Source organism: Pararhodonellum marinum (genome assembly GCF_015354735.1).
Taxonomy (GTDB): domain Bacteria; phylum Bacteroidota; class Bacteroidia; order Cytophagales; family Cyclobacteriaceae; genus Pararhodonellum; species Pararhodonellum marinum.
This window is the reverse complement of sequence record NZ_JACEFJ010000003.1, coordinates 503,232-525,504: the sequence shown is the minus strand read 5'-3', so window position 1 is coordinate 525,504 and position 22,273 is coordinate 503,232. Positions and strand designations below refer to the sequence as shown.

The 22,273-nt window shown below is 40.5% G+C and carries 16 protein-coding genes, 1 pseudogene and 1 riboswitch; of the genes and pseudogenes, 16 read left to right on the top strand and 1 reads right to left on the bottom strand.

Annotation, left to right across the window (positions count from 1 at the left end):
* Positions 1 to 2 precede the first annotated feature (2 nt).
* From H1A14_RS09275 to H1A14_RS09210, 15 genes and pseudogenes are all read left to right on the top strand, one after another.
* Entirely contained in the window at positions 3 to 1,484 is a 1,482-nt protein-coding gene (locus H1A14_RS09275) for a nicotinate phosphoribosyltransferase (RefSeq protein WP_194775950.1), read from the top strand.
* Positions 1,471 to 2,391 carry a ribose-phosphate diphosphokinase gene (gene prs, locus H1A14_RS09270; protein ID WP_194775949.1) on the top strand — a complete coding sequence of 307 codons (921 nt, stop codon included), beginning with the start codon at positions 1,471 to 1,473 and terminating at the stop codon, positions 2,389 to 2,391. Before H1A14_RS09275 ends, prs begins: the two co-directional genes overlap by 14 nt.
* A gap of 1 nt (position 2,392) precedes the next feature.
* Positions 2,393 to 3,007, top strand: a complete 615-nt coding sequence (gene pncA / locus H1A14_RS09265; RefSeq protein WP_194775948.1) for a bifunctional nicotinamidase/pyrazinamidase — start codon at positions 2,393 to 2,395, stop codon at positions 3,005 to 3,007.
* 67 nt (positions 3,008 to 3,074) lie between these two features.
* Positions 3,075 to 3,896, top strand: a complete 822-nt coding sequence (locus H1A14_RS09260) for a PhzF family phenazine biosynthesis protein (protein ID WP_228527698.1) — start codon at positions 3,075 to 3,077, stop codon at positions 3,894 to 3,896.
* A gap of 310 nt (positions 3,897 to 4,206) precedes the next feature.
* A complete protein-coding gene (locus H1A14_RS09255; protein WP_194775947.1) occupies positions 4,207 to 8,541 on the top strand; it encodes a PAS domain S-box protein in 4,335 nt (1,444 codons plus the stop codon).
* Positions 8,542 to 8,596: 55 nt separating this feature from the next.
* The gene (locus H1A14_RS09250; protein ID WP_228527697.1) at positions 8,597 to 9,919 is read left to right on the top strand and encodes a hypothetical protein; all 1,323 of its coding nucleotides are present in this window, start codon (positions 8,597 to 8,599) and stop codon (positions 9,917 to 9,919) included.
* A 97-nt stretch (positions 9,920 to 10,016) separates the two neighbouring features.
* Positions 10,017 to 10,116, top strand: a riboswitch (SAM riboswitch).
* Positions 10,117 to 10,182: 66 nt separating this feature from the next.
* Positions 10,183 to 11,229 carry a homocysteine S-methyltransferase family protein gene (locus H1A14_RS09245; RefSeq protein ID WP_194775946.1) on the top strand — a complete coding sequence of 349 codons (1,047 nt, stop codon included), beginning with the start codon at positions 10,183 to 10,185 and terminating at the stop codon, positions 11,227 to 11,229.
* A gap of 7 nt (positions 11,230 to 11,236) precedes the next feature.
* Positions 11,237 to 13,951: a methionine synthase gene (metH, locus tag H1A14_RS09240; RefSeq protein WP_194775945.1), complete on the top strand. Its 2,715-nt coding sequence runs from the start codon at positions 11,237 to 11,239 to the stop codon at positions 13,949 to 13,951.
* Complete coding sequence (metF, locus tag H1A14_RS09235; protein WP_194775944.1) at positions 13,948 to 14,901, top strand: methylenetetrahydrofolate reductase [NAD(P)H]; 954 nt, start codon at positions 13,948 to 13,950, stop codon at positions 14,899 to 14,901. The genes metH and metF overlap by 4 nt, the downstream gene beginning before the upstream one ends.
* A gap of 414 nt (positions 14,902 to 15,315) precedes the next feature.
* On the top strand, positions 15,316 to 15,900 hold the full coding sequence (locus H1A14_RS09230; RefSeq protein ID WP_194775943.1) for a hypothetical protein: 585 nt from the start codon (positions 15,316 to 15,318) through the stop codon (positions 15,898 to 15,900).
* 24 nt (positions 15,901 to 15,924) lie between these two features.
* A pseudogene (locus tag H1A14_RS23415) lies at positions 15,925 to 16,041 on the top strand (hypothetical protein); the annotation flags it as partial.
* Between the two features lie 9 nt (positions 16,042 to 16,050).
* Entirely contained in the window at positions 16,051 to 16,458 is a 408-nt protein-coding gene (locus H1A14_RS09225) for a hypothetical protein (protein WP_262893963.1), read from the top strand.
* A gap of 187 nt (positions 16,459 to 16,645) precedes the next feature.
* Entirely contained in the window at positions 16,646 to 17,266 is a 621-nt protein-coding gene (locus H1A14_RS09220) for a hypothetical protein (protein WP_194775941.1), read from the top strand.
* Between the two features lie 526 nt (positions 17,267 to 17,792).
* Positions 17,793 to 18,335, top strand: a complete 543-nt coding sequence (locus tag H1A14_RS09215) for a hypothetical protein (protein ID WP_194775940.1) — start codon at positions 17,793 to 17,795, stop codon at positions 18,333 to 18,335.
* 618 nt (positions 18,336 to 18,953) lie between these two features.
* On the top strand, positions 18,954 to 19,133 hold the full coding sequence (locus H1A14_RS09210) for a hypothetical protein (RefSeq protein ID WP_194775939.1): 180 nt from the start codon (positions 18,954 to 18,956) through the stop codon (positions 19,131 to 19,133).
* Positions 19,134 to 19,682: 549 nt separating this feature from the next.
* On the opposite strand, the gene H1A14_RS09205 is transcribed toward H1A14_RS09210, so the two are convergent.
* Positions 19,683 to 21,173, bottom strand: a complete 1,491-nt coding sequence (locus H1A14_RS09205) for a M28 family peptidase (protein WP_194775938.1) — start codon at positions 21,171 to 21,173, stop codon at positions 19,683 to 19,685.
* 382 nt (positions 21,174 to 21,555) lie between these two features.
* On the opposite strand from H1A14_RS09205, the gene H1A14_RS09200 reads away from it, so the two are divergent.
* Positions 21,556 to 22,269, top strand: a complete 714-nt coding sequence (locus tag H1A14_RS09200; RefSeq protein WP_194775937.1) for an esterase family protein — start codon at positions 21,556 to 21,558, stop codon at positions 22,267 to 22,269.
* Positions 22,270 to 22,273 lie beyond the last annotated feature (4 nt).

Sequence of the window (22,273 nt, the reverse complement as noted above, 5' to 3'; positions counted from 1 at the left end):
TTATGAAAATTACCAGAGATTTATACCAAGGCTCATTGGCTCTACTGACAGATTTTTATCAATTGACCATGGCATATGCGTATTGGAAATCGGGAAAAGCTGAACAGGAGGCAGTTTTTAACCTTTTTTTCCGAAAAAATCCCTTTCAGAGTGGATTTGCCATTGCCGCAGGCCTTGATTACGTAATTGATTTTTGCAGAAATTTTAAATTTGAACAAAATGACATTGATTATCTGGCTGGCATGACCCAAGAGGATGGGTCAAATACTTTCGAATCTGAATTTCTGGAATACCTCAAAAACATGTCCTTTTCCTGCGACATTGACGCTATTGAGGAAGGCACAGTGGTCTTTCCACATGAACCTTTGGTCAGAGTAAAGGGCCCCCTGATTCAATGTCAGCTTTTGGAGACACCCTTATTGAACATCATAAATTTCCAAACCCTGATCGCAACCAAGGCAGCTAGAATAACACTTGCAGCAAAAGGAGACAGCGTATTGGAATTTGGTTTAAGAAGGGCACAGGGCATAGATGGCGCTTTGGCTGCAAGTAGGGCAGCCTACATTGGAGGCTGTTCATCTACAAGCAATGTCATGGCCGGCAAGCTATTCGGGATACCAGTGTCTGGGACCCATGCACACAGTTGGATCATGTCCTTTGAAAATGAACTCGAGGCATTTAGGGCTTATGCAGATGCTTTTCCGGATGATTGTGTATTTTTGGTGGATACGTATGATACTGTAGAAGGTGTGAAAAATGCCATCAAAGTAGGACATATGCTTCGTGATAAGGGAAAGGAACTGAAAGGTGTTCGCATTGATTCTGGAGATTTGGCTTACTACAGTAACAAAGCCAGGGAACTTTTGGATGAAGCTGGATTCCCAAATGCGAAAATCGTAGCCAGTAATGATTTGGATGAGCATATCTTAACTTCTCTGAAGTTGCAGGAAGCTTCAATTGATGTTTGGGGAATCGGCACTAAACTGGTAACAGCCTATGATCAACCCGCTTTAGGAGCAGTGTATAAACTAGCTGCAATCAGGAATGAGGATGGGTTATGGGAACCAAAGGTCAAACTCTCCCAACAATCTATCAAGATAAATATTCCCGGACTGCAAAAAATCCGGCGTTTTGTCAACAATGGCAAAGCTTTGGCCGATATGATTTATCTTGAAAATGAGTATCTTCCCGATGATAGGCTGGTGATCATCGATCCCAATGATCCTACAAAAAGGAAAAAAATCAATACATACGGAATTGAATCCGAGGACATCCTGAAATCCATTTTTGTAGCCGGGGAGAAAAGATACCAAAGACCTGATATTCATGATATACGGAAGCGAACTTTTCAGCAACTTGACCAATTTGACAAAGCCCATAAAAGGCTGGTCAATCCGCATATTTATCCCGTGGGTTTAGAAGAATCCCTCTATCACTTGCGCACCGACCTGGTGCTCCGAGCCAAAGATTATGAGAAAAAATAAAGTGATTTTTAGCACCCAGGCATACAAATACCTGCTTGATGAGGTGTGTGAGTTAGGGAGCTTTCAAAAAGGTGAAATTGAATTCCGTCTCTTTCCTGATGGCGAACGCTATCAAAGAATAATGACTGCCGTGAGCGGAAAAAACGTCGTCCTGTTGGGAGGGACCATTTCTGACAGCGATACGATGGAAATGTATGACCTTGCCTATGCTTTTATCAAATATGGTGCAAAGTCCATTTGTTTGGTCATTCCTTATTTCGGTTATTCCACCATGGAAAGGGCTGTCAAATCAGGAGAAGTTGTCACTGCTAAATCAAGGGCAGTGATGTTATCCAGTTTGCCCAGAACCAGTCTGGGTAATGAGTTTGTCTTTTTCGATCTGCATTCTGAAGGCATACCCTATTATTTTGAAGGTCAGGTGTTGATCAACCATATCTATTGCAAACCAATCATCACCAAAGTCTCCTTGGAATTGGCTTCACCGGGCTTTGTGATGGCCTGTACGGATGCGGGGAGGGCCAAATGGGTAGAATCACTGGCCAATGCGATGGGCGTCAATGCTGCTTTTGTGTTTAAAAGGAGGATCAGTGGTACAGCTACAGAAGTAACCTCCATCAGTGCAGATGTCAAAGGAAGAGATGTGGTCATTTATGATGATATGGTTCGTACGGGTGGATCGCTTATTAATGCTGCTTTTGCTTACAAAGAAGCCGGAGCGCAAAAAATCATAACCATCACCACCCATGGATTATTTTCTGATGATGCCATCACCAAAATACAGGAAAGTGGCATCATAGAAAAAGTAATAACCACCAATTCCCATCCCAACAGTCTTCATCTTGATGAAAATTTGGTTAGGGTAGAAAGCATCGGCCCGCTTATTGTAAAACAACTGAACGAATTATAAGATGAAGGCTTTATTAATAGTGGATGTACAAAATGATTTTTTACCCGGAGGCGCGCTTGCCGTTCCGGATGGAGATCTAATTATCCCCATCATCAATGGGCTTCAACAAAAGTTTACTTTTGTGGTAGCTACCCAAGATTGGCATCCCGCAACACATGGAAGTTTTGCGATCAATCACACCGGAAAAAAGCCGGGAGATTTCGTCAAGCTCGATGGGTTGGACCAAATACTATGGCCAGCCCACTGTGTACAGGGATCTTTTGGGGCCGAATTTCATCAGGATCTTCAGAAAAACCAGTGGAACAGGGTGTTTCAAAAAGGCACAGATCCCCAAGTGGATTCTTATTCTGGATTTTATGACAACAACAGGAAAGGAGATACCGGACTTTCGGCTTATTTGAAGAAATTCAAAATCAATGAGGTTTTTGTGGTTGGCTTAGCAACAGACTACTGTGTGAAATTCACTGTTTTGGATGCTTTGAAGGATGGTTTCAAAACCACACTTATTTCAGACGCCACAAAAGCGGTAAACTTAGAAGCGGGTGATTTTGAAAAGGCCTTGGAAGAAATGCAGCAGGCAGGAGCCCGGATTATAGTTTCCCGGGAAATTATTTGAAACTGTGATCAAACTGTTTCGGAACAATCACGTTAATACTTAGATTTTGTAACCTATTCGGAAAACAATGCTGGAATTACCTATTTTTTTTGTGGATGCTTTTGCAGATAAGCTTTTTGAAGGCAATCCTGCTGCTGTGTGCCTTTTGCCTGCCGCAATAACCGATCAAAGCATGCAACAATTGGCTTCAGAGTTTAATTTAAGTGAAACTGCGTTTGTGCAATACCTAGATTATGGAAAATTCAACCTCAGGTGGTTTACTCCCAAACAGGAAGTCAATTTGTGTGGACATGCTACCTTGGCGAGTGCATTTATTATGTTCGAGGAAGGATTGATTGAAGAGAACGATACCATTGTTTTTGAAACGCTCAGTGGCAAGATTGAGGTAAGTAAAAATAAAGGTGCCATTCAAATGGACTTTCCGTTGGTCAATACTGTTGCTAAGAAGCATGCTTTTTTTAAAGAAGATTTTTTTGGTAAACCAATTGTTGGAAGTGCATGGCTCAAGCACAACTTTATCCTCGAATTGGAGAACAAAGAAGCGGTCATTCAAGCCAATCCGGATCAAAAGGTACTTGCAGCTAACAGTGAAGAGGGCATCATCATCACTTCTTGGTCAGAAAATGGAGATTTTGATATTTTTTCCAGGTATTTTGCGCCCAATCTTGGGATACCTGAAGATCCTGTTACTGGTTTTGCCCACAGCGCGTTGATGGATTATTTCGGTCGGAAAAAAGGCGTGGATAAGTTGAGTGCTTTTCAGGCAAGCCCTAGAGGCGGTAAAATGAAAATTGAGCAGAATGGGGATCGGGTGTGGATCATTGGAAGAGCAGTTAAGGTTTTTGAAAGTTTCATCGATGTTCCCGCAGCCGTCACTTTCATTGAGTAATGTACCGGTACCAGGCTCCCTGCTGTTCAAGTGATCAAGGGTTCAATTTTCATGAACAACAGTCCTTTAATATCCCCTCGATTTCAAAAGTGCTTCTTCTTGTCACGGGATAATTACAAAGCATCAATATATTGGACTAAAATGGTGCATTTAAAATTAAATTTAATTATCTTACATGCCTTTATATGGAATCAATTTGATTCTAAAATGTATCAAATTTATCAACTTTTAAAATTGTAATTCAGGTACATGGTTGGGGTTTCAGGTCAAAACAGAATGATCAAGAACCAAAAAATGGAAGCGGTTAAATATGGTTGGCAATGAGTTTCAGAAATTTGATATTTCCAGTTTTTTTGATGAAGTTAAGGATCCCCTTTTTATTTTTGATCAGGACAGTATTCAGTTCTTAAACCAATATTTGGTTCAGTATTACGATTTTGAATTTAAAGATTGGAAGCAGTATTTCACTGCTCCACACTTACATCGGAAACTCATTAAATTTTTTGAAACAGGAGAGTCACCTTCCATAGAAGTTACCCTTCCCTTGATGAACAAATCTGGTAAATTGGTTCCTTTCAAATGGATCTTCATCAATTTGCCTTCCTCAACCCCTCAGAAACGTTTCTGTATTGCCAAAGGAAGGAAAAGTCTCCCTTTACTGGAAATCTTCGACAAGGACGTATATATAACCCTCAATAAATCCGAAAAAGGGGAACTGGATTTTGTCAACAGCATTCTGGACAACGGTCAGGAGATGATTGTCATTCTAGACCAGGACGGCATGTTCCGCTACCTGAGTCCTGCTGCCTTGGCAACATTTGGATACCAATGGGATGAAGTCGTGGCTAAGTCCATCAATGACTTTGTGGCTGAGGGAAGCATTAAGGTGCTGGATGGAAATTATGCCCAACTGCTTAAATCAAAAGATACCGCAAAATTCAGTTTCAAGATTAAAAACACTTCTGGACAAACCTTGTTTATCGAGGGTTTTGGAAAAAATCTTCTGGACCATTCCCAGATTAAAGGGATACTTTTCAGTGCTAGGGATGTCACAGATTATACCTTAGCCCAAAATTCCTTAAAGGTTAGGTTCAAACTGGAGCAACTGATCAACAAAATCTCCACCTTGTTTGTCAATTCAGATCTTAATTCCCTGGATGGGGTATTTCAGGATTCTCTTGAAATGCTGGGTAAATTCGAAAAAGCAGATCGGGCTTATATTTTTCTTTTCCACGAGGAGTTGAAGGCGATGGAAAATGTGTATGAATGGACTGCTCCCGGAATAACGCCTTTCATTCAGGAATTAAAGTACCTTCCCTACACCAAAGAAGAGCCCACCTATAAATTATTGAGAAAAGGAGAAATTACTTTCATACCTGATGTAGCTCTTTTAGACGATGAATTTGTCTACGAAAAGCAGATCTACCTCAGCCGTGGCGCAAAATCACTGATGATTGTCCCCTTCTTTTCTGAGCGTCGACTGATAGGTTTTTTTGGTTTGGATTCAGTCCGGCAAAAAAGAAATTGGACAAAGTATGATGAATACGTCCTCAGACAGTTGGGTGATGTGTTTGCGGGTTCTTTTATCAACAGGGAGATCAAATCAAGGCTTGAGCGGAATGAAAACCTGTTGGCTTCTACCGAGGTATTGGCCAAATCGGGTTCTTGGCGATACAAAAACCAGAACAAAAGGATTTATTTTACCAAAGGGATGAATCGAATCTTTGAACTTGAAAAAGAGGTCGATTCCATGTCCATAGGGGAATTCTATCGGCATATTCCCGAAGCTTACATTGATGTGATTACCAATGATGTCAAAAGAAGCCTCAAGAGTAAGAAAGAAACATCAGGTGAAATTATCCTCCAGAAGAAAGAAGGCCTAGCCAAAAACATTGCCTATTCCATACAAGTCAGGGAATTGCCACAGGTGGGAGAGTTGGAAATATTTGGCTATTGCAGTGACATTACCGACAAGAAGAATGCAGATAAATACCTCTTGCTGCAGTCTCAGATTCTCGCCCAGGTCAATGATCCCATTTTTGTGACAGACCTTGATTTAAATATCATCTATTTCAACAAAGCTGCCGAAAACGAGTTTTCGCTTTCCTCCCAAAATCCTGCCTACAAGCCCCTTCAAAAAGTGTTACAGGCATTGATTCCAGGAGGAATGAGTTTGACAGAAGTCATTTCATGGTTGGATGAAAAAGATTCCTGGGAGAATGAAGTGACACTGATCAAACAAAATGGACTAAAGGAACCTTTCGAACTTTCCATCAAAACCTTTAACAATGATGAAGGAATAAAAATCGGGTATTCCTATCTGATGCGAAACCTGACGGCCAAGAAAAAGAGTGAGGAGATGGCCAAAAGGGCTAAAGTGATCATAGAAAACAGTCCGGCGGTATTGTTCACAGTGGATCCAAACGATAATTTCAAAATCACCTATATCACAGAAAATATTCAGCAGTTTGGTTATAGCGCTTCTAACCTTATTGCTGAGGGCAAAAGTATTTTGGACCTTATCCACCCTGAAGATTCAGAAAGTCTGAGGACCTTCCATTTTCTCAATCAAAACAACAAAGGTATTCCGGCTTTTTCGGGAGAATATAGGTTCATGATGGCAGATGGAACATTTCGATGGATGGAAGATAAGAGCCGGGAGATCTGTGATCAGGATGGAAACATATTATTTCATGAGGGGCTCTTTCAAGACATAACAGAAAGAAAAAAAGATAGGGAGCAAATTGAAAAAAACGAAAAACGTTACAGGGTTTTGGCTTCCAATATTCCCTTTACCAATGTTTTCCTGATAGACAAAAACCTGAAATACATCGTTGCCGAAGGTCCAAACTTCAAAAACTGGGGATTGGAATCCAGGTTCTTTGAAGGAAAATCATTGGAGGAAGTACATCAGAATCACCTGGAAAGTGTGGAGCCGGTCATATTCAAAGCCTTAAAAGACAAAAAAACTGTTCAGAAGAATCTCACTTACCTTAAAAGAACCTACGAATTGACGGCCAAGCCTATTTTAGGCGGTAACGAAGTAGAATACGTGTTGGGTATTGTAAGGGATATTACAGAGGAATTCCAGGCCAAAAAAGCTTTGGAAAGAAGTGAGGAAAAATATAGAACGCTGGTAGAGGAATCTACGGAAATTATTTTTTCTCTCAACCTGGAACTGGAGTTGATTTACGTTTCTCCCAATGTCAGCCAATACATGGGTTTTAAGCACTTGGATGTTCTGGGTCATTCTCTTACTGAATTCCTTCACCCAGAAGATTTGGATGTTTTTTCCGAATTGCTAAAAAGCAGGGATACCCTTAATCTCAACAATCAATACCTGGAATTTAGGTTATTACATAGCAATGGAGACTACAGGATTTTCAGCTCAAACGGTAAAGTCATCAAAGATGAGTGGGGGGATTTTAAATATTATTCGGGAATAGCCAAAGACATCACCAAACTTAAGGAAGCTCAAAAGGAACTCTACCTAGCGAAAGAACGCGCAGAACAAGCCAATATGGTCAAGTCTCAATTTCTTTCCACCATGAGTCACGAGATCAGAACCCCTATGAATGCCGTGATCGGTATGGCGCATCTGCTGCTTGAAGGAAACCCCAGGCATGATCAATTGGAAAATCTGAGAACATTGCAGTTTTCCGCGGAAAATCTGCTTGGGTTGATCAATGACATTTTGGACTACAGCAAAATTGAATCCGGAAAAATTGAACTGGAGCACGTTCATTTTGATTTAAGGACAGTTTTGAACAGAATTACACATTCCCATACTTTTCAGGCTAGAGAAAAATCATTGGAGATAATTTGTGAGGTGGACGATGACATCCCTAATGTCATGGTGGGTGATCCAGTCAGGCTGAGCCAAATTTTCAATAACCTAATCTCCAATGCCATCAAATTTACTGATGAGGGTTTTGTAAAAATTTCCATTCATAAAATTTTTGATACCGCCAAGGAAGTCAAAGTCAAGTTTTTGTTCGAGGATACAGGAATAGGTATTCCTTCCCATAAAATAGAGTCGGTATTTGAAGCCTTTACACAGGCGAGTACGGATACCACCCGAAAATATGGAGGAACAGGTTTAGGCTTGGCCATCGTGAAAAAATTAATCAGGTTGTTTGATTCAGACATCAGGGTTATTGATAAAGAAGGAAAGGGTACCATATTTGAATTTGACCTTTCTTTTGAAAAAATATTGCTTGGTTCCTCACCTAAAACCGCTCCAGGAAGAGCAAAGGTCCACAACCTTAAATTGGCTAAAATTCTCGTCGCAGAGGATAATCTGGTCAATCAGATCATGATCAAAAAATTCTTGGATAAATGGGAGGTTGGGGAAGTCATCATTGCAAACCATGGGATAGAGGCCATGGAAGCGATCCATGCACATGATTTTAATTTGATCTTATTGGATCTGCAAATGCCTGAAAAAGACGGGTTTGAAGTCGCGAAGTATATGAGGCAAATGATGAATGATTCCAAAAAGAACGTACCTATAATTGCACTCAGTGCTTCATCTCTGATAGAGGTCAAGGATCAGATAGAAGAAGCCGGGATGAATGATTATATTCCGAAGCCTTTTAATCCGGATAACCTTTACGCAAAGATCATCAAATATATACGAGATTGATTTTTACTGGAATTCACTTTAAATATCCATTTTTTTCAGCTTATTTTTGCGAGCAATGAAACCTATCTATCACTTGATTGTTTTTTGTTTGGTTTTGGGGATGTTTAACCCCAATTCCACTGTGGCCCAATCGGATCTCGGGCAAAGGAGTACTTTATATTTTACCTACGGCCGATCTGGTGCGGTTTTAAGGGAATTCAATGAGCTTTTGGCTGATCGGAATAGAGGTCCCCTTACCAACGGATATTCCAATTTTGGTTTGGGTTACCAAAACAGGTTCAATGATTTTATCGTTGGGGTTGAGATTTTTCAAAACTCCGGAAGATCTTATGATTACGATCAATATCGGATAGATTACAGGACGTCCAGGCTTCTTCTCAATATCGGTTATTCTTTCACTGAGGAAGGCCGGTTTCAATTGATTCATTACATGTCAGTTGGAGCTGGTTTTATCAATTTTGAAATGATGAAGGATGCCAACAACCAAAGCATGGTTGACTTTTTGCAAAATCCTGCACAAGGTTATATCCTTAGGAAAAGAAACATTCACAAAGGAAGTCAGTTTTACGGAGGCTTTTTGACAGAAATAGGATTTCAAATGGGATATGACATCTATGTTCCTGGGATGGAGGAATCCATTGCTTTGATGGCCAAGTTTGGTTATTCTTTCAGCCCATTCGAAAGGGCTTGGGATATCAATGGGGTTTCTTTTGACAATTTACAGAGTGGGGCATTCTTACGTGTAGGAGCTGGAATTTCATTGCCCGATCATAATTTCTTTTACAAAGACGCCACTATCGGTGTGCATCTCACTTATAGTTTACATTATACTCGGCCCGAACAGCTCAATTCTTTTTTGGAATCCTATGGCTATGCCCCATTTATCGGAAGACCTAATAATTGGGGATTAAAGGTGCTCGGCAACAGTAAACAAATGCTTTATGGTTTGGACATTTTTAATGTGGCGCACCGGGGAAATGCGCGTTTCAATTATGAACATACACTAAACAGCATTCGGTTTTATGGAAATTATGGTTTAAAATTCTTTCAGAGAAAGAATCTAGAATTGGGCGCCTTGGGTGGGCTGGGATATGGAAATCTGAGGTATTCCCTTTTGGCCATTAATAAATTGAATTTTCCTGAGTTGATGGATGATCCGGATTTTGATGGTTACCTGAGAACAGGGGGACTGATGTTCAAACCTGAGGCATTCATCGGTTATGCCATGCCATTAAGCAAAAAAAACAACCTTAGCCTGGTGTATTCTGTCCATGCAGGATATGAATTCCCTATTGGTAATTACACCTTAGCGGATCTTAATATGTCCAAATTCATGGCAGGGCCATATTTGCAATTTGGTCTTGGGATCAGACCTTAATCTATTGTAATCAGTGAGTTTGGATGAGAAGTCCAAAGAATCTAATTTTTTTGACGATTTCCCGAAATTTATCGATTATATCACTTATTTTTGTTTTTGCTTATCGAGAAAGACTGAGGGATGGGCCCTGTGAAGTCTTAGCAACCTGAATGCAAGGTGCTAACTCCCATTTCGGATATGCCGAAAAAAGATGAGCGGTTATAGAAATACCTTCATTTTTGTATCCCGAGCTCGATAATGCTTTTTAATCAGATCGAATTATCATGTTGAGCAGAACAAATTTACTTCTTCAAAAACTAAATACCAGAATCCTTATTCTGGATGGAGCCATGGGCACCATGATTCAGCGGTATAAATTGGCTGAAGAGGACTTTAGGACCCCTTCCCTAAAAGACCATCCCAAATCATTAAAAGGAAACAATGATTTACTTTCCCTAAGCCGGCCTGAAATCATCAAGGAAATCCACCAAGCTTACCTGGATGCAGGATCAGACATCATTGAGACCAATACCTTCAGTGGAACAAGCATTGCACAGGAAGATTACAAACTGTCCCACTTGGCTTATGAACTCAATTATCAATCGGCCAAAATTGCCAAGGAAGTAGCCCTGGCTTACAGTGAGCAGACACCTGATAAACCACGATTTGTTGCAGGAGCACTTGGACCTACCAACAGAACAGCTTCCATCTCCCCGGATGTCAATGATCCCGGGTACCGGGCCATTACTTTTGACCAATTGGCTGAAGCCTATGCGGAACAGGTAAAGGGACTGTTGGACGGTGGTGCGGATATATTATTGGTCGAAACGATTTTTGACACACTGAATGCAAAAGCTGCCCTTTACGCCATTCAGGAGGTTTACGAGGAGCGGAACATTCCATTGGACCCCACCGAGGGCGGGATTCCCATCATGATTTCAGGTACCATTACCGATGCTTCTGGCCGAACGCTATCCGGACAGACCACCGAGGCTTTCCTGATTTCCATGTCTCATGTTCCCTTGTTGAGCATAGGCTTAAATTGTGCACTCGGTGCCAAGGAACTGAGGCCCTATCTCAAGGTTTTGGCAAAAAAAGCCCCGTTTTTTGTGAGCGCTTATCCCAATGCGGGATTGCCGAATGAATTTGGGGCTTATGATCAAGGTCCTGATGAGATGGGGAATCAAGTGGAAGTGTTTTTAAAAGAAGGATTGATCAATATTTTGGGAGGATGTTGCGGCACCACCCCTGACCATATCAAGGCATTGGCCGATTTGGCTGCAAAATATCCACCCAGGAAAATCTCTGATTTGGAGCTTACCGAAAACTAAATTTTCAATGGTTAAACATAATCACGACACTTATTTACAGCTTTCAGGGTTGGAGCCTTTAATCTTTACCCCTGAAATCAATTTTGTAAACATCGGTGAAAGGACCAACATCACGGGTTCCAAACGCTTCTCCCGTTTGATTCTCAATGGCCAATATGATGAGGCCTTAGAGGTGGCCCTGGATCAGGTAAGGGGTGGGGCCCAGATTTTGGATGTGTGTATGGATGAGGGGATGTTGGACGGGGAAGCAGCCATGGTGAAATTCCTGAATTTAATTGCTTCCGAACCTGAAATCAGCCGGATACCCATCATGATTGACAGCTCCAAGTGGCCCATTATCCTGGCCGGCTTGAAGTGTGTACAGGGAAAAGGGATAGTCAATTCCATCAGTCTCAAAAACGGAGAGGAAGAATTTCTCCATCAAGCCAAAACCATCAAGAAATTCGGGGCTGCGGTGGTGGTAATGGCCTTTGATGAAAAAGGGCAGGCTGATTCTTATGAAAGAAGGATTGAGATCTGTAAAAGAAGTTATGACCTCATGGTTGAAAAGGTCAAATTTAATCCGCAAGACATCATTTTTGACCCCAATATTTTCCCTGTAGCCACAGGCATGGAAGAACATAGGACCAATGCTCTGGACTTTTTCAGGGCAACCAAATGGATCAAGCAAAACCTTCCGGGTGCCAAAATAAGTGGGGGAGTCAGCAATGTGAGTTTTTCATTTAGGGGAAACAACCCGGTGAGAGAAGCCATGCATGCTGCTTTTCTGTACCATGCCATCAAACACGGCATGGACATGGGCATCGTAAATCCCACCATGCTGGAGGTATATGATGATATCCCTAAAGACCTATTGACCCATGTAGAAGATGTCCTGTTGGATAGGAGAGAAGATGCCACCGAGCGGCTTCTTGAATTTGCCGAAACGGTAAAATCAGGCGATAAAAAAGAGTTGGTCAATGAGGCTTGGCGCTCGGATCCTGTAGAGAAAAGGATCGAACATGCCTTGGTCAAAGGAATCTTGGATCACATCATAGAAGATACAGAAGAAGCCAGAGTAAAGCTTCAAAATCCCCTGAAGGTAATAGAAGGGCCTTTGATGGATGGGATGAATGTAGTCGGAGATCTTTTTGGTGAAGGGAAAATGTTTTTGCCTCAGGTGGTCAAATCCGCCCGGGTGATGAAAAAGGCAGTGGCTTACCTGGAGCCTTTTATGCCGAAAATAGGGGATGTGGGTTATGATGCCGAGCAAAGCTCCATCAAGAAAATTCTACTTGCCACGGTGAAAGGGGATGTGCATGATATCGGAAAAAATATCGTGGGAGTCGTTTTGGCCTGCAACAGCTACCAAATCATAGATTTGGGTGTGATGGTGGATGCTCAGACCATCATTGATGAGGCCATCAAAAACAAAGTACACATCATTGGATTAAGCGGTTTGATCACGCCTTCCTTGGACGAAATGGTCAATGTGGCGGCTGAAATGGAGAGACAGGGACTGCACATTCCATTGCTGATAGGAGGGGCAACGACCTCAAGAATTCATACGGCCGTTAAAATCGACCCCGTTTATTCAGGTACGGTAGTCCATGTGACGGATGCCTCAAAATCCGTCCCCATCGCAGGAGAGTCCATCCAAGAGGATACCAGGGAAAATTATCACCACAATATCAAAGCAACTTACCAACAGCTCAGGATTGATCATGAAGCCAAACAGCAGGCCAAGCAAATGGCCACCTATGAGGAAGCCAAAGCCAACCCTACTCTGATTGATTGGTCAGGCCATTCCCCAAAAATTCCGAACAAGTTGGGATTGAGTGTTTTTGAAGACCTGGATCTGTCTGAAATCCGAAAATTCATTGACTGGACGCCATTTTTCAGTACCTGGATGCTGAGCGGCAAATACCCTAAGATTTTAGAGGATCCGGTTATCGGTAAGGAAGCCAAAAAATTATACAATGATGCCAACACCATGCTCGATGCGATCATAGCTGAAAACTGGTTGCAAGCCAAAGCAGTGGTAGGTTTATTTCCTTGCAAAAGGGAAGAGGATGATGTTAAGATCCAGGATGAAAACGGAAAAGACATTACTTCCTTTCATTTTCTCCGTCAACAGGGTAAAAAAGGCAAAGGCGTTCCTAACAGGTGTCTCACTGACTTTTTGAACCCCGGTCAAAAAGATTATATTGGCGGATTTGCAGTCACGGCGGGAATTGGCATTGAGAAGAAACTGGAGGAATTCAAGAAAAAGGATGATGACTACAATGACATCATGTTGAAATCCATGGCTGACCGCTTGGCCGAGGCTGGGGCGGAGTACCTGCATCAGCTGGTGAGAAAGGAAATCTGGGGATATTCTCCTGATGAATCCTTGGCCAATGAGGATTTGATCAGAGAATCTTATACCGGTATCAGACCTGCTCCGGGCTATCCTGCTTGCCCTGAGCATTCGGAAAAAAGAACCTTATTTGAACTTCTGGAAGTTGAACAGCGCATCGGCATTTCTTTGACAGAAAGTTTTGCCATGTACCCGACTTCTTCTGTGAGTGGATTTTATTTTGGTCATCCGGAAAGCAAATATTTTGGACTGGGAAAAATAGCCCAGGATCAAGTGCAAAGCTATGCCCAGAGAAAAGGGATTAGTCTAGAACAGGCCGAAAAGTGGCTTTCACCCAATCTCGCCTACAACCCTCAAACCTTATCCGTCAATCAAGCCATATGAAAATAGTAGACTATATCCATCAAGCCAAAAAACCCCTTTTTTCTTTTGAAATTTTACCGCCACTTAAGGGGCAGTCTTTAAATGAACTGCTCGATGGGATTTCGCCTTTGATGGAATTCAAGCCTCCCTTTGTGGATGTAACTTACCACAGGGAAGAGTTTATTTATAAAAAGCATCCGAACGGCTTGCTTGAAAAAGTCAGTACCAAGAAACGACCGGGAACAGTCGGCATCTGTGCTGCCATCATCAGTCGTTTTCAGGTGGATGCCTGTCCCCACTTGTTGTGCGGTGGGTTTACCAAAGAGGAGACAGAAAATGCGCTGATAGACCTGAGCTTTATCGGGGTCCAAAATGTACTTGCCTTGAGAGGGGATGCCCCCAAATCGGAAAACAAATTTACGCCGGAGGAAAATGGCCACAGCTACACAAAGGATCTCGTCAAGCAGATTATCGGGATGAATCACGGCCGGTATTTAAATGAAGAAACGGAATCAGGTTTTCATACCGATTTCTGTGTGGGGGTGGCAGGTTATCCGGAAAAGCATTTTGAAGCCCCAAGTATGAAATTTGATCTGAAGTACCTGAAAGAGAAAATCGATGCGGGAGCAGAATACATTGTAACGCAAATGTTTTTTGACAACCGGAAATTCTTTGAATTTGTACGGAAGGTACGGGAAATGGGTATTGAGGTTCCCATCATTCCAGGATTAAAGCCCATCACCACCCTTTCCCAGATCACCATGTTGCCCAGAACCTTCTTTCTCGACCTTCCTGATGACCTGATGGACGAGTTGGAAAAATGCAAGAACAATGCAGATGTAAAAGCGGTGGGAATAGAATGGGCCATCCATCAGAGCAAAGAATTGCTGGACAACGGCGTTCCCTGCCTCCATTACTATACCATGAGTAAGGCGGATGCTACTTATAAGATTGCCAAGGAGATATTTTAGACCACTACCGATCGACTGAAAAATGAATGTAAGGCTTGGCATGGTAGAAGTGCATTGACAATTATCGGTGGTGTTCTATTACAGACATTATCGTTTAAGCTAATTAGGGAATGTATTATAGAATAATGTTGAAAAAATTTCGATCCATAATATTATTATTGATTGTGTCAACAATTATTCAATTTTACTGTAATGATTTCCGCCTTTCGAATGCAATTGGTGGAATAGTTTTTCAATTTATTGCATCAGGCCTTTTAGGTTGGGTTTTCACCCAATATTATAATAAATACTTTAATTCATCTAGGATTACGTGGTGGGCTAGATTTTATACATTGATGATTATAGGAACCATAGTTGTTTATTTTTTAGGGATATAACAAAAAAAGTAGATTGGACGTGAGTAAAATGAAGAAAATGAAAAAAATTAACTGTTTCTTTATTTATTCAATATTGTCAATTACTTTTTTAATATTTTCTTGTTCTAATACCACAACTCCTGATGAATATCTAAACGATTTTAAAATTTTAGATGATGAAACTTATGCTCATGATATTTCAATCATGGCCAATAGTATAATGGATTTTTACGATTCAATTCGTTTAGTTACGGTCGCAAAAGGTGGAAAGAAGAGTAAAACGGTAGAAATAATTGTTGATACTGTTTTTTATGGACCTGATAATAAAGTTGTATTTCTAGCCTTAAGGAAGGTTGAAAATATATTTGTTATTAATAATGATCAAAAAAAGCCATTTGAAATTACATATTCGGGAGAGTGCTATATAGGAATTAAAAACGGCTCAAATAATAAAATCAGTGATTTAAGAAAACTCAAATATTCAGTAACTTCCAGAAGTTATGAGGATGCAAAAAGAAGGCTGGAAACAATGTATCTCAAAGAGATGAAAGATATTGAAGATATGTATAATATTAACGATAAACGCATTTGGAATATCTTAGTTTGGGAAAACCTTCTCTACTATTGCAAGGAGGAACAGTAGGACTGGGCTGTTTTTGATTATGGGGCCAGGATGTACGATGTGCGGATAGGAAGGTGGCAGGTGATTGATCCATTGGCAGAGCAAATGCGAAGGCACTTACCTTACAATTATGCCTTCAATAATCCTATCAGGTTTATTGATCCGGATGGGATGAAGCCAAAAGACCAGACCCGTGAAGAATGGGTAGCCGAAAATAAAGCAGAATGGGAAGCTGTTGAAAAATACGGAAGTATTGCTTTTACAGGCTTATTTAATCTTAACAATGGTAATGATAAAAAGAAGAAAGAGAAGGAGGAAAAGGGTGAAACTAATAATGCTGATAACAGTAAACTAAATGGAGAATTAGATTTCCAGAAATATCCCGTAGGTGCTGACTTATATGATAAACCTGACAAATTACTTCAGAATCTTTTAGAAGTGTTTGATTGGCTACAACGCAAAAATGGGCTAATTAGGCAGCCTGGGAATGAAAATCCAGATGCTAAATTCTTTCATATTACTCAACTTATCAAAAATATACCAATCAATAAAAAAGGAGACACGTTTAATCAAACTTAAACTAGCGATATGTTGGTAACCTCCACAGGCATAAGGTTCACCTGGGCCATAAAACCAGCACAGGTTGCCATGCCAGGAGAATTTTATCAAAATGGTTATATACATAGCATTAAACCTCGTCCTCAAGGCCAATTAGGTCAGCTTTCTATGGAGAATTTCTCAAACTCATTATTTACATTGTCAATATATGATAAAAAATATGTTAGTCCTTGGAATAAAATATTTAAAGGTAAAAGACACTTTTAAAAATTTAATTTTTCTAATGATTTTTATTTTATCTTGTACTTCTTCACCTGTTGAAGATAAATACGAAGAAAATAAAGTTTTGCAGGAATTCCAGATAATTTATCCCTATTTGGGGATCATAGATTCAACCTGGAATATCAGTTATATATATGATTCTGAAGAACATGTTCAATTTGAAGCATCAAAAGAGGACAGTACACTTCAGTATAACTTTGTTAACCTATTAAAAATAAGGTTTGAAGAAGAAAGTTTTCCCTATCCGAGTACCTCATATTGCTACTATGTAAATTTTATTTCCTATAGATGGGAGGATGAAGAAATAGATATGCACATCGATTATTCTGACAAATTGGATACTATTTATCATTATTATTGGGAAAAAGGGAAGAGTTATACGGAGGATCCGATATTTATCCGAGGAAAATACACCTATTTATTTTATTACAATAGGCTTACAGGAGGTCAGATGGAGTATTATCAAGCTCATAAGGATTCTTTATCAAGAATAATGGGAAATGATGTGGCAGATTTACCGGAATATTCTACAAAAATGGAAGATTAAACAATGTACATACGGAGGAGGGGAAGCACGGACCACTCCAGCATAGCCCTGCACTCGTAGAAAGCCGCCCTCATCCACTCAATGCAAAATAGCCATCTCATCCGGGGAAGGGTCATCGTACTTCCCGAGATCACCCCTCCCACATCATCCTTTGAAAAACAGCAAAAACCGTTCAATAAAGTGCTCTGAGGGCTGCCGGAAAACCGAGGGGGAACAAGCTTGAAGGTAAAAGCTCAAAGCAGGTAACCAGTTAAACAGAGTAACAGATAAACTGGATAACAGATAAACAGTATATCATATGAAAAGCTTGAAGATGAAAGTTCCAAGAAGCCAAACCTAATCACCCCGGCCTTAAAGAATTATCTGGCTGAATTTGTGTATAAGCTCAACAGAAGGTATTTTGGTAAAAAGTTGTTCAACAGATTAATTTTTGCAGCCATTTATCCATACGTGCAACATTCCGAGAAGTCAGATTATACTATACTTTAAAACATTATGTCTGTTAATTTTTTTAGATTTTAATTTTATGAAAAAGCCAAAACAGGAAGAATTTCCGAGATCTGTGATTAAAGGAAGTGGTGTTGTACACGCTGACTTGAGTCCACTTAATGGAAAGGGAAGCTTACTTTTTGTGAGTCCTCAATGTGTTGTTGTAGGTCTGAACGATTTTCCCTATAAGCTGTTTACAACTCCTGAATTTAGGAAAATTGATTTACCAACAAACATCAAGGAAAGTATTTTTGAAGTAAAGGAACTTGTATTTCAGGCAACTTTTTCAATAGAAGGTTTGGATTCATTTATATATTGCCCAATACCAGATTGGGTAAAAAAATTTAAAGTAATTCACTCTGTCCGGTTTGAATATATCGAAATAGACAATTTAATCGCCGTAAAAGATTTGCCAATTCAACAATTAGTTTTGAAAAAAATCAGGTATAAAGATTGTAATTCTATACTAGCCACTATAAAGCAGTTTAAGGATTTAAAAGAAATTTTTTACGACCATTCTATTTCATCCGATTTAGAAGCGTCTCTCATAGCACTAAGTTTAAAAATGATTAAGGAGTAAACCGAATTATCCCGCAGTTTCTCGGGTCTGGAGATACTAAAGTCTATTGAAAATGATTTTGTTTGAGTATATATTTTACAGGGTGTCTTTTTATTATCTAAACAGGTGGAAAGAAGATACTGTGTAGGTGGTTCTGTTTTATCAAAGCCTGTCCCGTGGAACAACGGGAAAAAAAGAACAGAGGAATTTGCGTATCAGAAAACAATTTTTCCAATCAAAAAGAATTATGTTAATTGAAAAAAGGAAATTTAGCCATTGCAAATGGCCTAATACGGTTGATTTCTCAGCGATCGATAGTCTGATAGAGTAGTGTAGTTGCAAACTACACCAAGTGGGGATCACGGAAAAAAAAGGTGAGTTAGCGTATCAAAAACCAAATTTCCCAATGGAAAAAGTACTATGCCAATTGAAACAAAAAAATTAGCCATTACAAATGGCCTGTTACGCATGATTTCTCAGCGATAGATAGTCTGATAGAGTAGTGTAGCTGCACCCCAATGGCCATCTGGATACAGCCAGCTTTCCCCCAAGGGCTAGCCTGCACTGAGGAGCGATTATTTGGCCATCAAATTTTAAGTAAAATTGCCGTGTAGCATAATTATTTAGTAAATTGATCTTATGGAAATCCATTTTCAAACCAAAGAGGAAAGTAAAAAGCGTCAAAGGGAAGAATTCTTAAAACTGAGTCCGGGAGAGCGATTTATGGCATTTTTGGAGCTCAGCAGGAAGGTCAATCAATTCCCAACCTCAAGGAAAAAAGATAAAATCAACCAATACATCATCTCCAAACCGCAATAAATGATCAGTGGAAATCCAACGTGGACCAATTCATTTTTCTTTCTGAAAAGGTCGGGGTGAAAATGATCATGGTGGGAGGAGGTGCGGTGAAAAGCTGAAATTAGAAAATCGGTTAAAAAGATAAACTGGAAATCGGAGGAAAAGCTCGAAGCAAAAAGCTCAAAGCTCAAAGCTCAGAGTAAGTAAATAGATAAACAGATAATCAGATAAACTGAAAAACAGACATCCCGACAACTAGACAACAAGAATTAAGCTCAAAGCTGAAAGTAGTTAATCGGTTAAACAGATAAAATGGAAAACAGACAACCCGACAACTAGACAACAAGAATTAAGCTGAAAGCAGTTAATCGGTTAAACAGATAAACTGAAAAACAGACAACCTGAAAACCCGACAACTAGAGAACAGGAATAAGCTCAAAGGCGAAAGCTGAAAGTAGTTAATCGGTTAAGCAGAGAAACTGGAAAACAGACAACCCGACAACCCGACAACTAGACAACAAGAATTAAGCTCAAAGCTCCGAATTCGTAACTCGTAAATCATAATTCCATTCACTCCCCATACAAAGCCTTCCCCGCCTCCTCATATTTATCTCCGGCTACCCATTTTGGGCGCTCTTCCAGATTGGCGATGTTTTCTACCGAGAGCAAATAAGACTTCCAATACAGCATGGCATAATCCAGGTCAAAATTATCCACCTGATCAGAGGGCTGATGGTAATGTTGGGTGATTTCTTCATCAAAGGCCGTAAAACCCAGACTAAAGCTGGGAGCGGGGATGCCCTTTCTGGCAAAATTGACATTATCCGAACGATCATACAGACCTTGTTCAGGCGCAGGGTCCGAAATGGCTTTTAGCCCAAACTCATCCACTGCTTTGATGATTTGGTCATCAGCAGTAGTTCTTCCCAATCCGATCACCGTGATGATGGAAGTATCATTGTAACCGCCATTGTCAATGTTGAAGTTATAAATGATCTGTTCAAGGGGAATTAGCGGGTTTTCAGCAAAATAGCCACTGCCCAAAAGCCCTTTTTCCTCAGCCGTCCAAGCACACAGCAAAATGGATCTTTTCGGTGGGTTTTGGGCGAAGTATTTGGCGGCATTGATGACAGCCACCGTTCCCACTGCATTGTCTCTTGCTCCATTGTAAATGGAATCCCCTTCAGCATTGGGCCTACCTACGCCTACATGGTCATAATGAGCCCCCAGCATGACATACTCATGCTTCAAGACTGGGTCAGTGCCTTCTATGTAGCCCACCACATTCTTCCCCTGAATTTTTTTGTTGACTTTTCCTGTGATTTCAAAAGCAGCATTTTTTATGCTGCCTTCCCCAATGGCATTGACAAATTTGTTGTCCAAATCCTTGATCCAAATATAGGTCAGGGGATTGGTGTCATCAGGGTTTTGATCAATGGTCAACTGGGTTCGGTTAAGAAAATTGGCCGCAAGATTCCAAGGTACAGTAGGTACATTGTACATTTCCATGATCCCCTTTGCGCCTTTGGATTTAGCTAATTGCGTTTTCTCCCGACCCAATGAGAACAGATCATTTGGAGTCAGCCTATTGGGAGCGCCGACTTTTACCACCACAATTTTTCCATTGACGTCAAGATTTTGGTAATCCTCTTCTAAGCCAAAACCTGCAAAAATCAATTCATGGGTGCCTTCAAGTCCGGAACCATCCAATACCAGCATGTCTTCACCTTGTTGCAATTGCTTGTCACCTAATTTGATTTCCCCTTTGGTAGGTGGTGCAGACATTCTAAATGGAACAATTTGAAAATAGTCTTGACCTCCAGCTACCTCCTTGACTCCATATTTCCAAAACTGTTCGGAAATATATCTTGCTGCCAATTCAATTTCAGGCCTAATTGGATCCCGACCCATCATTTCGTCTGAGGCGAGGTAGCGAAAATGTGAAATGGCTTCCTTTTCATCGATGATTTCTTCTATTTTTTCCTTTTGGGCCATGCACAGCCCAGTATGAAACAAGAGGACAGTGATACTAAGCCACAAACACGCAGTTGGGTTTTTCATTTTTTGATGATTTGTTTCAATTAATTATTGGGAAGCAGATGAGTTATTTTGAAATAATAACGTCATTATATCGCTGTCCAAGATACGAGAAAATACAATGTAAGTTTAAATCTCATGGTTGTTTTGAGCCATTTGAGTGGCTTCAAGCTTTACTTTAAACCTGATTTTTCACAATGACCTCCTCATTTTTGGATAAGGTTATTTGATTGGTATTTTCTTAAAAATCTTAAAATCAGATTGTTATAGAGGATTTATGAAATTTACGGATGAAATCAATCGAAGGCTATGGCATATCCAGTGAATTTATTTTTAATTCAGCCCTCATAATGTTTGTTAATCCACGCCCATACCGTTATTTTTAATATTTACAGCTCGACAATCTATGAAAGAAGAATATTTAAAATGGTATTCCCCGCACCTGCATAGGGACGTGGAAATGCTTGTTTTTGGTCATGCAGGCTATCCGGTGGTGCTTTTTCCTACCTCCAAGGGGAGCTTCCATGAAAACAGAGACATGGGTTTGATCGGGTCAGCACAATGGTACCTTGATCAGGGTTTGATCAAAATCTATTGTCCGGAAAGCAATGATGCACAAAGCTTCTATAACCGAAACATCCATCCCCATGACCGGATTCAAAACCATGTGGCCTATGATAAAATGATATGCCATGAAGTGGTGGAAAGAATCAGGCTCAGGACCGCAGTCGGCAAAGTGGTCATGGCAGGTTGCAGTTTCGGAGGATACCATGCGGCTAACTTTGCTTTTAGGCATCCGGGTTATGTCAGTCATATGTTTTCCATGAGTGGTGCATTTGAAATTCGTAACTTTATGGATGGTTATAACCATGATGACATTTATTACAACAGCCCGCTCGAGTTCCTGCCGGGGCTGACAGATGGAGCTTTATGGCACATGGATATCATATTAGGAACTTCCAATTGGGACATTTGCTTTGATGCCAATCTCAAACTGCACCATTCCCTCAACCAAAAGGGGCTTCCGCATTGGCTTGATGTGAGGCCTGACCGCAACCATGATTGGCCGGTTTGGAAGGAAATGTTTCCCCATTATTTATCAAGAATCAAATTTGACTAACTAA

What these genes read in the sequence shown, in the direction of transcription:
- H1A14_RS09205 (WP_194775938.1), bottom strand. Translation starts at nt 21,173, where the DNA reads ATGAAAAACCCAACTGCGTGTTTGTGGCTTAGTATCACTGTCCTCTTG.
- metH (WP_194775945.1), top strand. Translation starts at nt 11,237, where the DNA reads ATGGTTAAACATAATCACGACACTTATTTACAGCTTTCAGGGTTGGAG.
- H1A14_RS09220 (WP_194775941.1), top strand. Translation starts at nt 16,646, where the DNA reads ATGATAAAAAATATGTTAGTCCTTGGAATAAAATATTTAAAGGTAAAA.
- H1A14_RS09225 (WP_262893963.1), top strand. Translation starts at nt 16,051, where the DNA reads ATGAAGCCAAAAGACCAGACCCGTGAAGAATGGGTAGCCGAAAATAAA.
- H1A14_RS09250 (WP_228527697.1), top strand. Translation starts at nt 8,597, where the DNA reads ATGAAACCTATCTATCACTTGATTGTTTTTTGTTTGGTTTTGGGGATG.
- H1A14_RS09275 (WP_194775950.1), top strand. Translation starts at nt 3, where the DNA reads ATGAAAATTACCAGAGATTTATACCAAGGCTCATTGGCTCTACTGACA.
- H1A14_RS09260 (WP_228527698.1), top strand. Translation starts at nt 3,075, where the DNA reads ATGCTGGAATTACCTATTTTTTTTGTGGATGCTTTTGCAGATAAGCTT.
- pncA (WP_194775948.1), top strand. Translation starts at nt 2,393, where the DNA reads ATGAAGGCTTTATTAATAGTGGATGTACAAAATGATTTTTTACCCGGA.
- H1A14_RS09255 (WP_194775947.1), top strand. Translation starts at nt 4,207, where the DNA reads ATGGTTGGCAATGAGTTTCAGAAATTTGATATTTCCAGTTTTTTTGAT.
- prs (WP_194775949.1), top strand. Translation starts at nt 1,471, where the DNA reads ATGAGAAAAAATAAAGTGATTTTTAGCACCCAGGCATACAAATACCTG.
- metF (WP_194775944.1), top strand. Translation starts at nt 13,948, where the DNA reads ATGAAAATAGTAGACTATATCCATCAAGCCAAAAAACCCCTTTTTTCT.
- H1A14_RS09230 (WP_194775943.1), top strand. Translation starts at nt 15,316, where the DNA reads ATGAAAAAAATTAACTGTTTCTTTATTTATTCAATATTGTCAATTACT.
- H1A14_RS09200 (WP_194775937.1), top strand. Translation starts at nt 21,556, where the DNA reads ATGAAAGAAGAATATTTAAAATGGTATTCCCCGCACCTGCATAGGGAC.
- H1A14_RS09210 (WP_194775939.1), top strand. Translation starts at nt 18,954, where the DNA reads ATGGAAATCCATTTTCAAACCAAAGAGGAAAGTAAAAAGCGTCAAAGG.
- H1A14_RS09245 (WP_194775946.1), top strand. Translation starts at nt 10,183, where the DNA reads ATGTTGAGCAGAACAAATTTACTTCTTCAAAAACTAAATACCAGAATC.
- H1A14_RS09215 (WP_194775940.1), top strand. Translation starts at nt 17,793, where the DNA reads ATGAAAAAGCCAAAACAGGAAGAATTTCCGAGATCTGTGATTAAAGGA.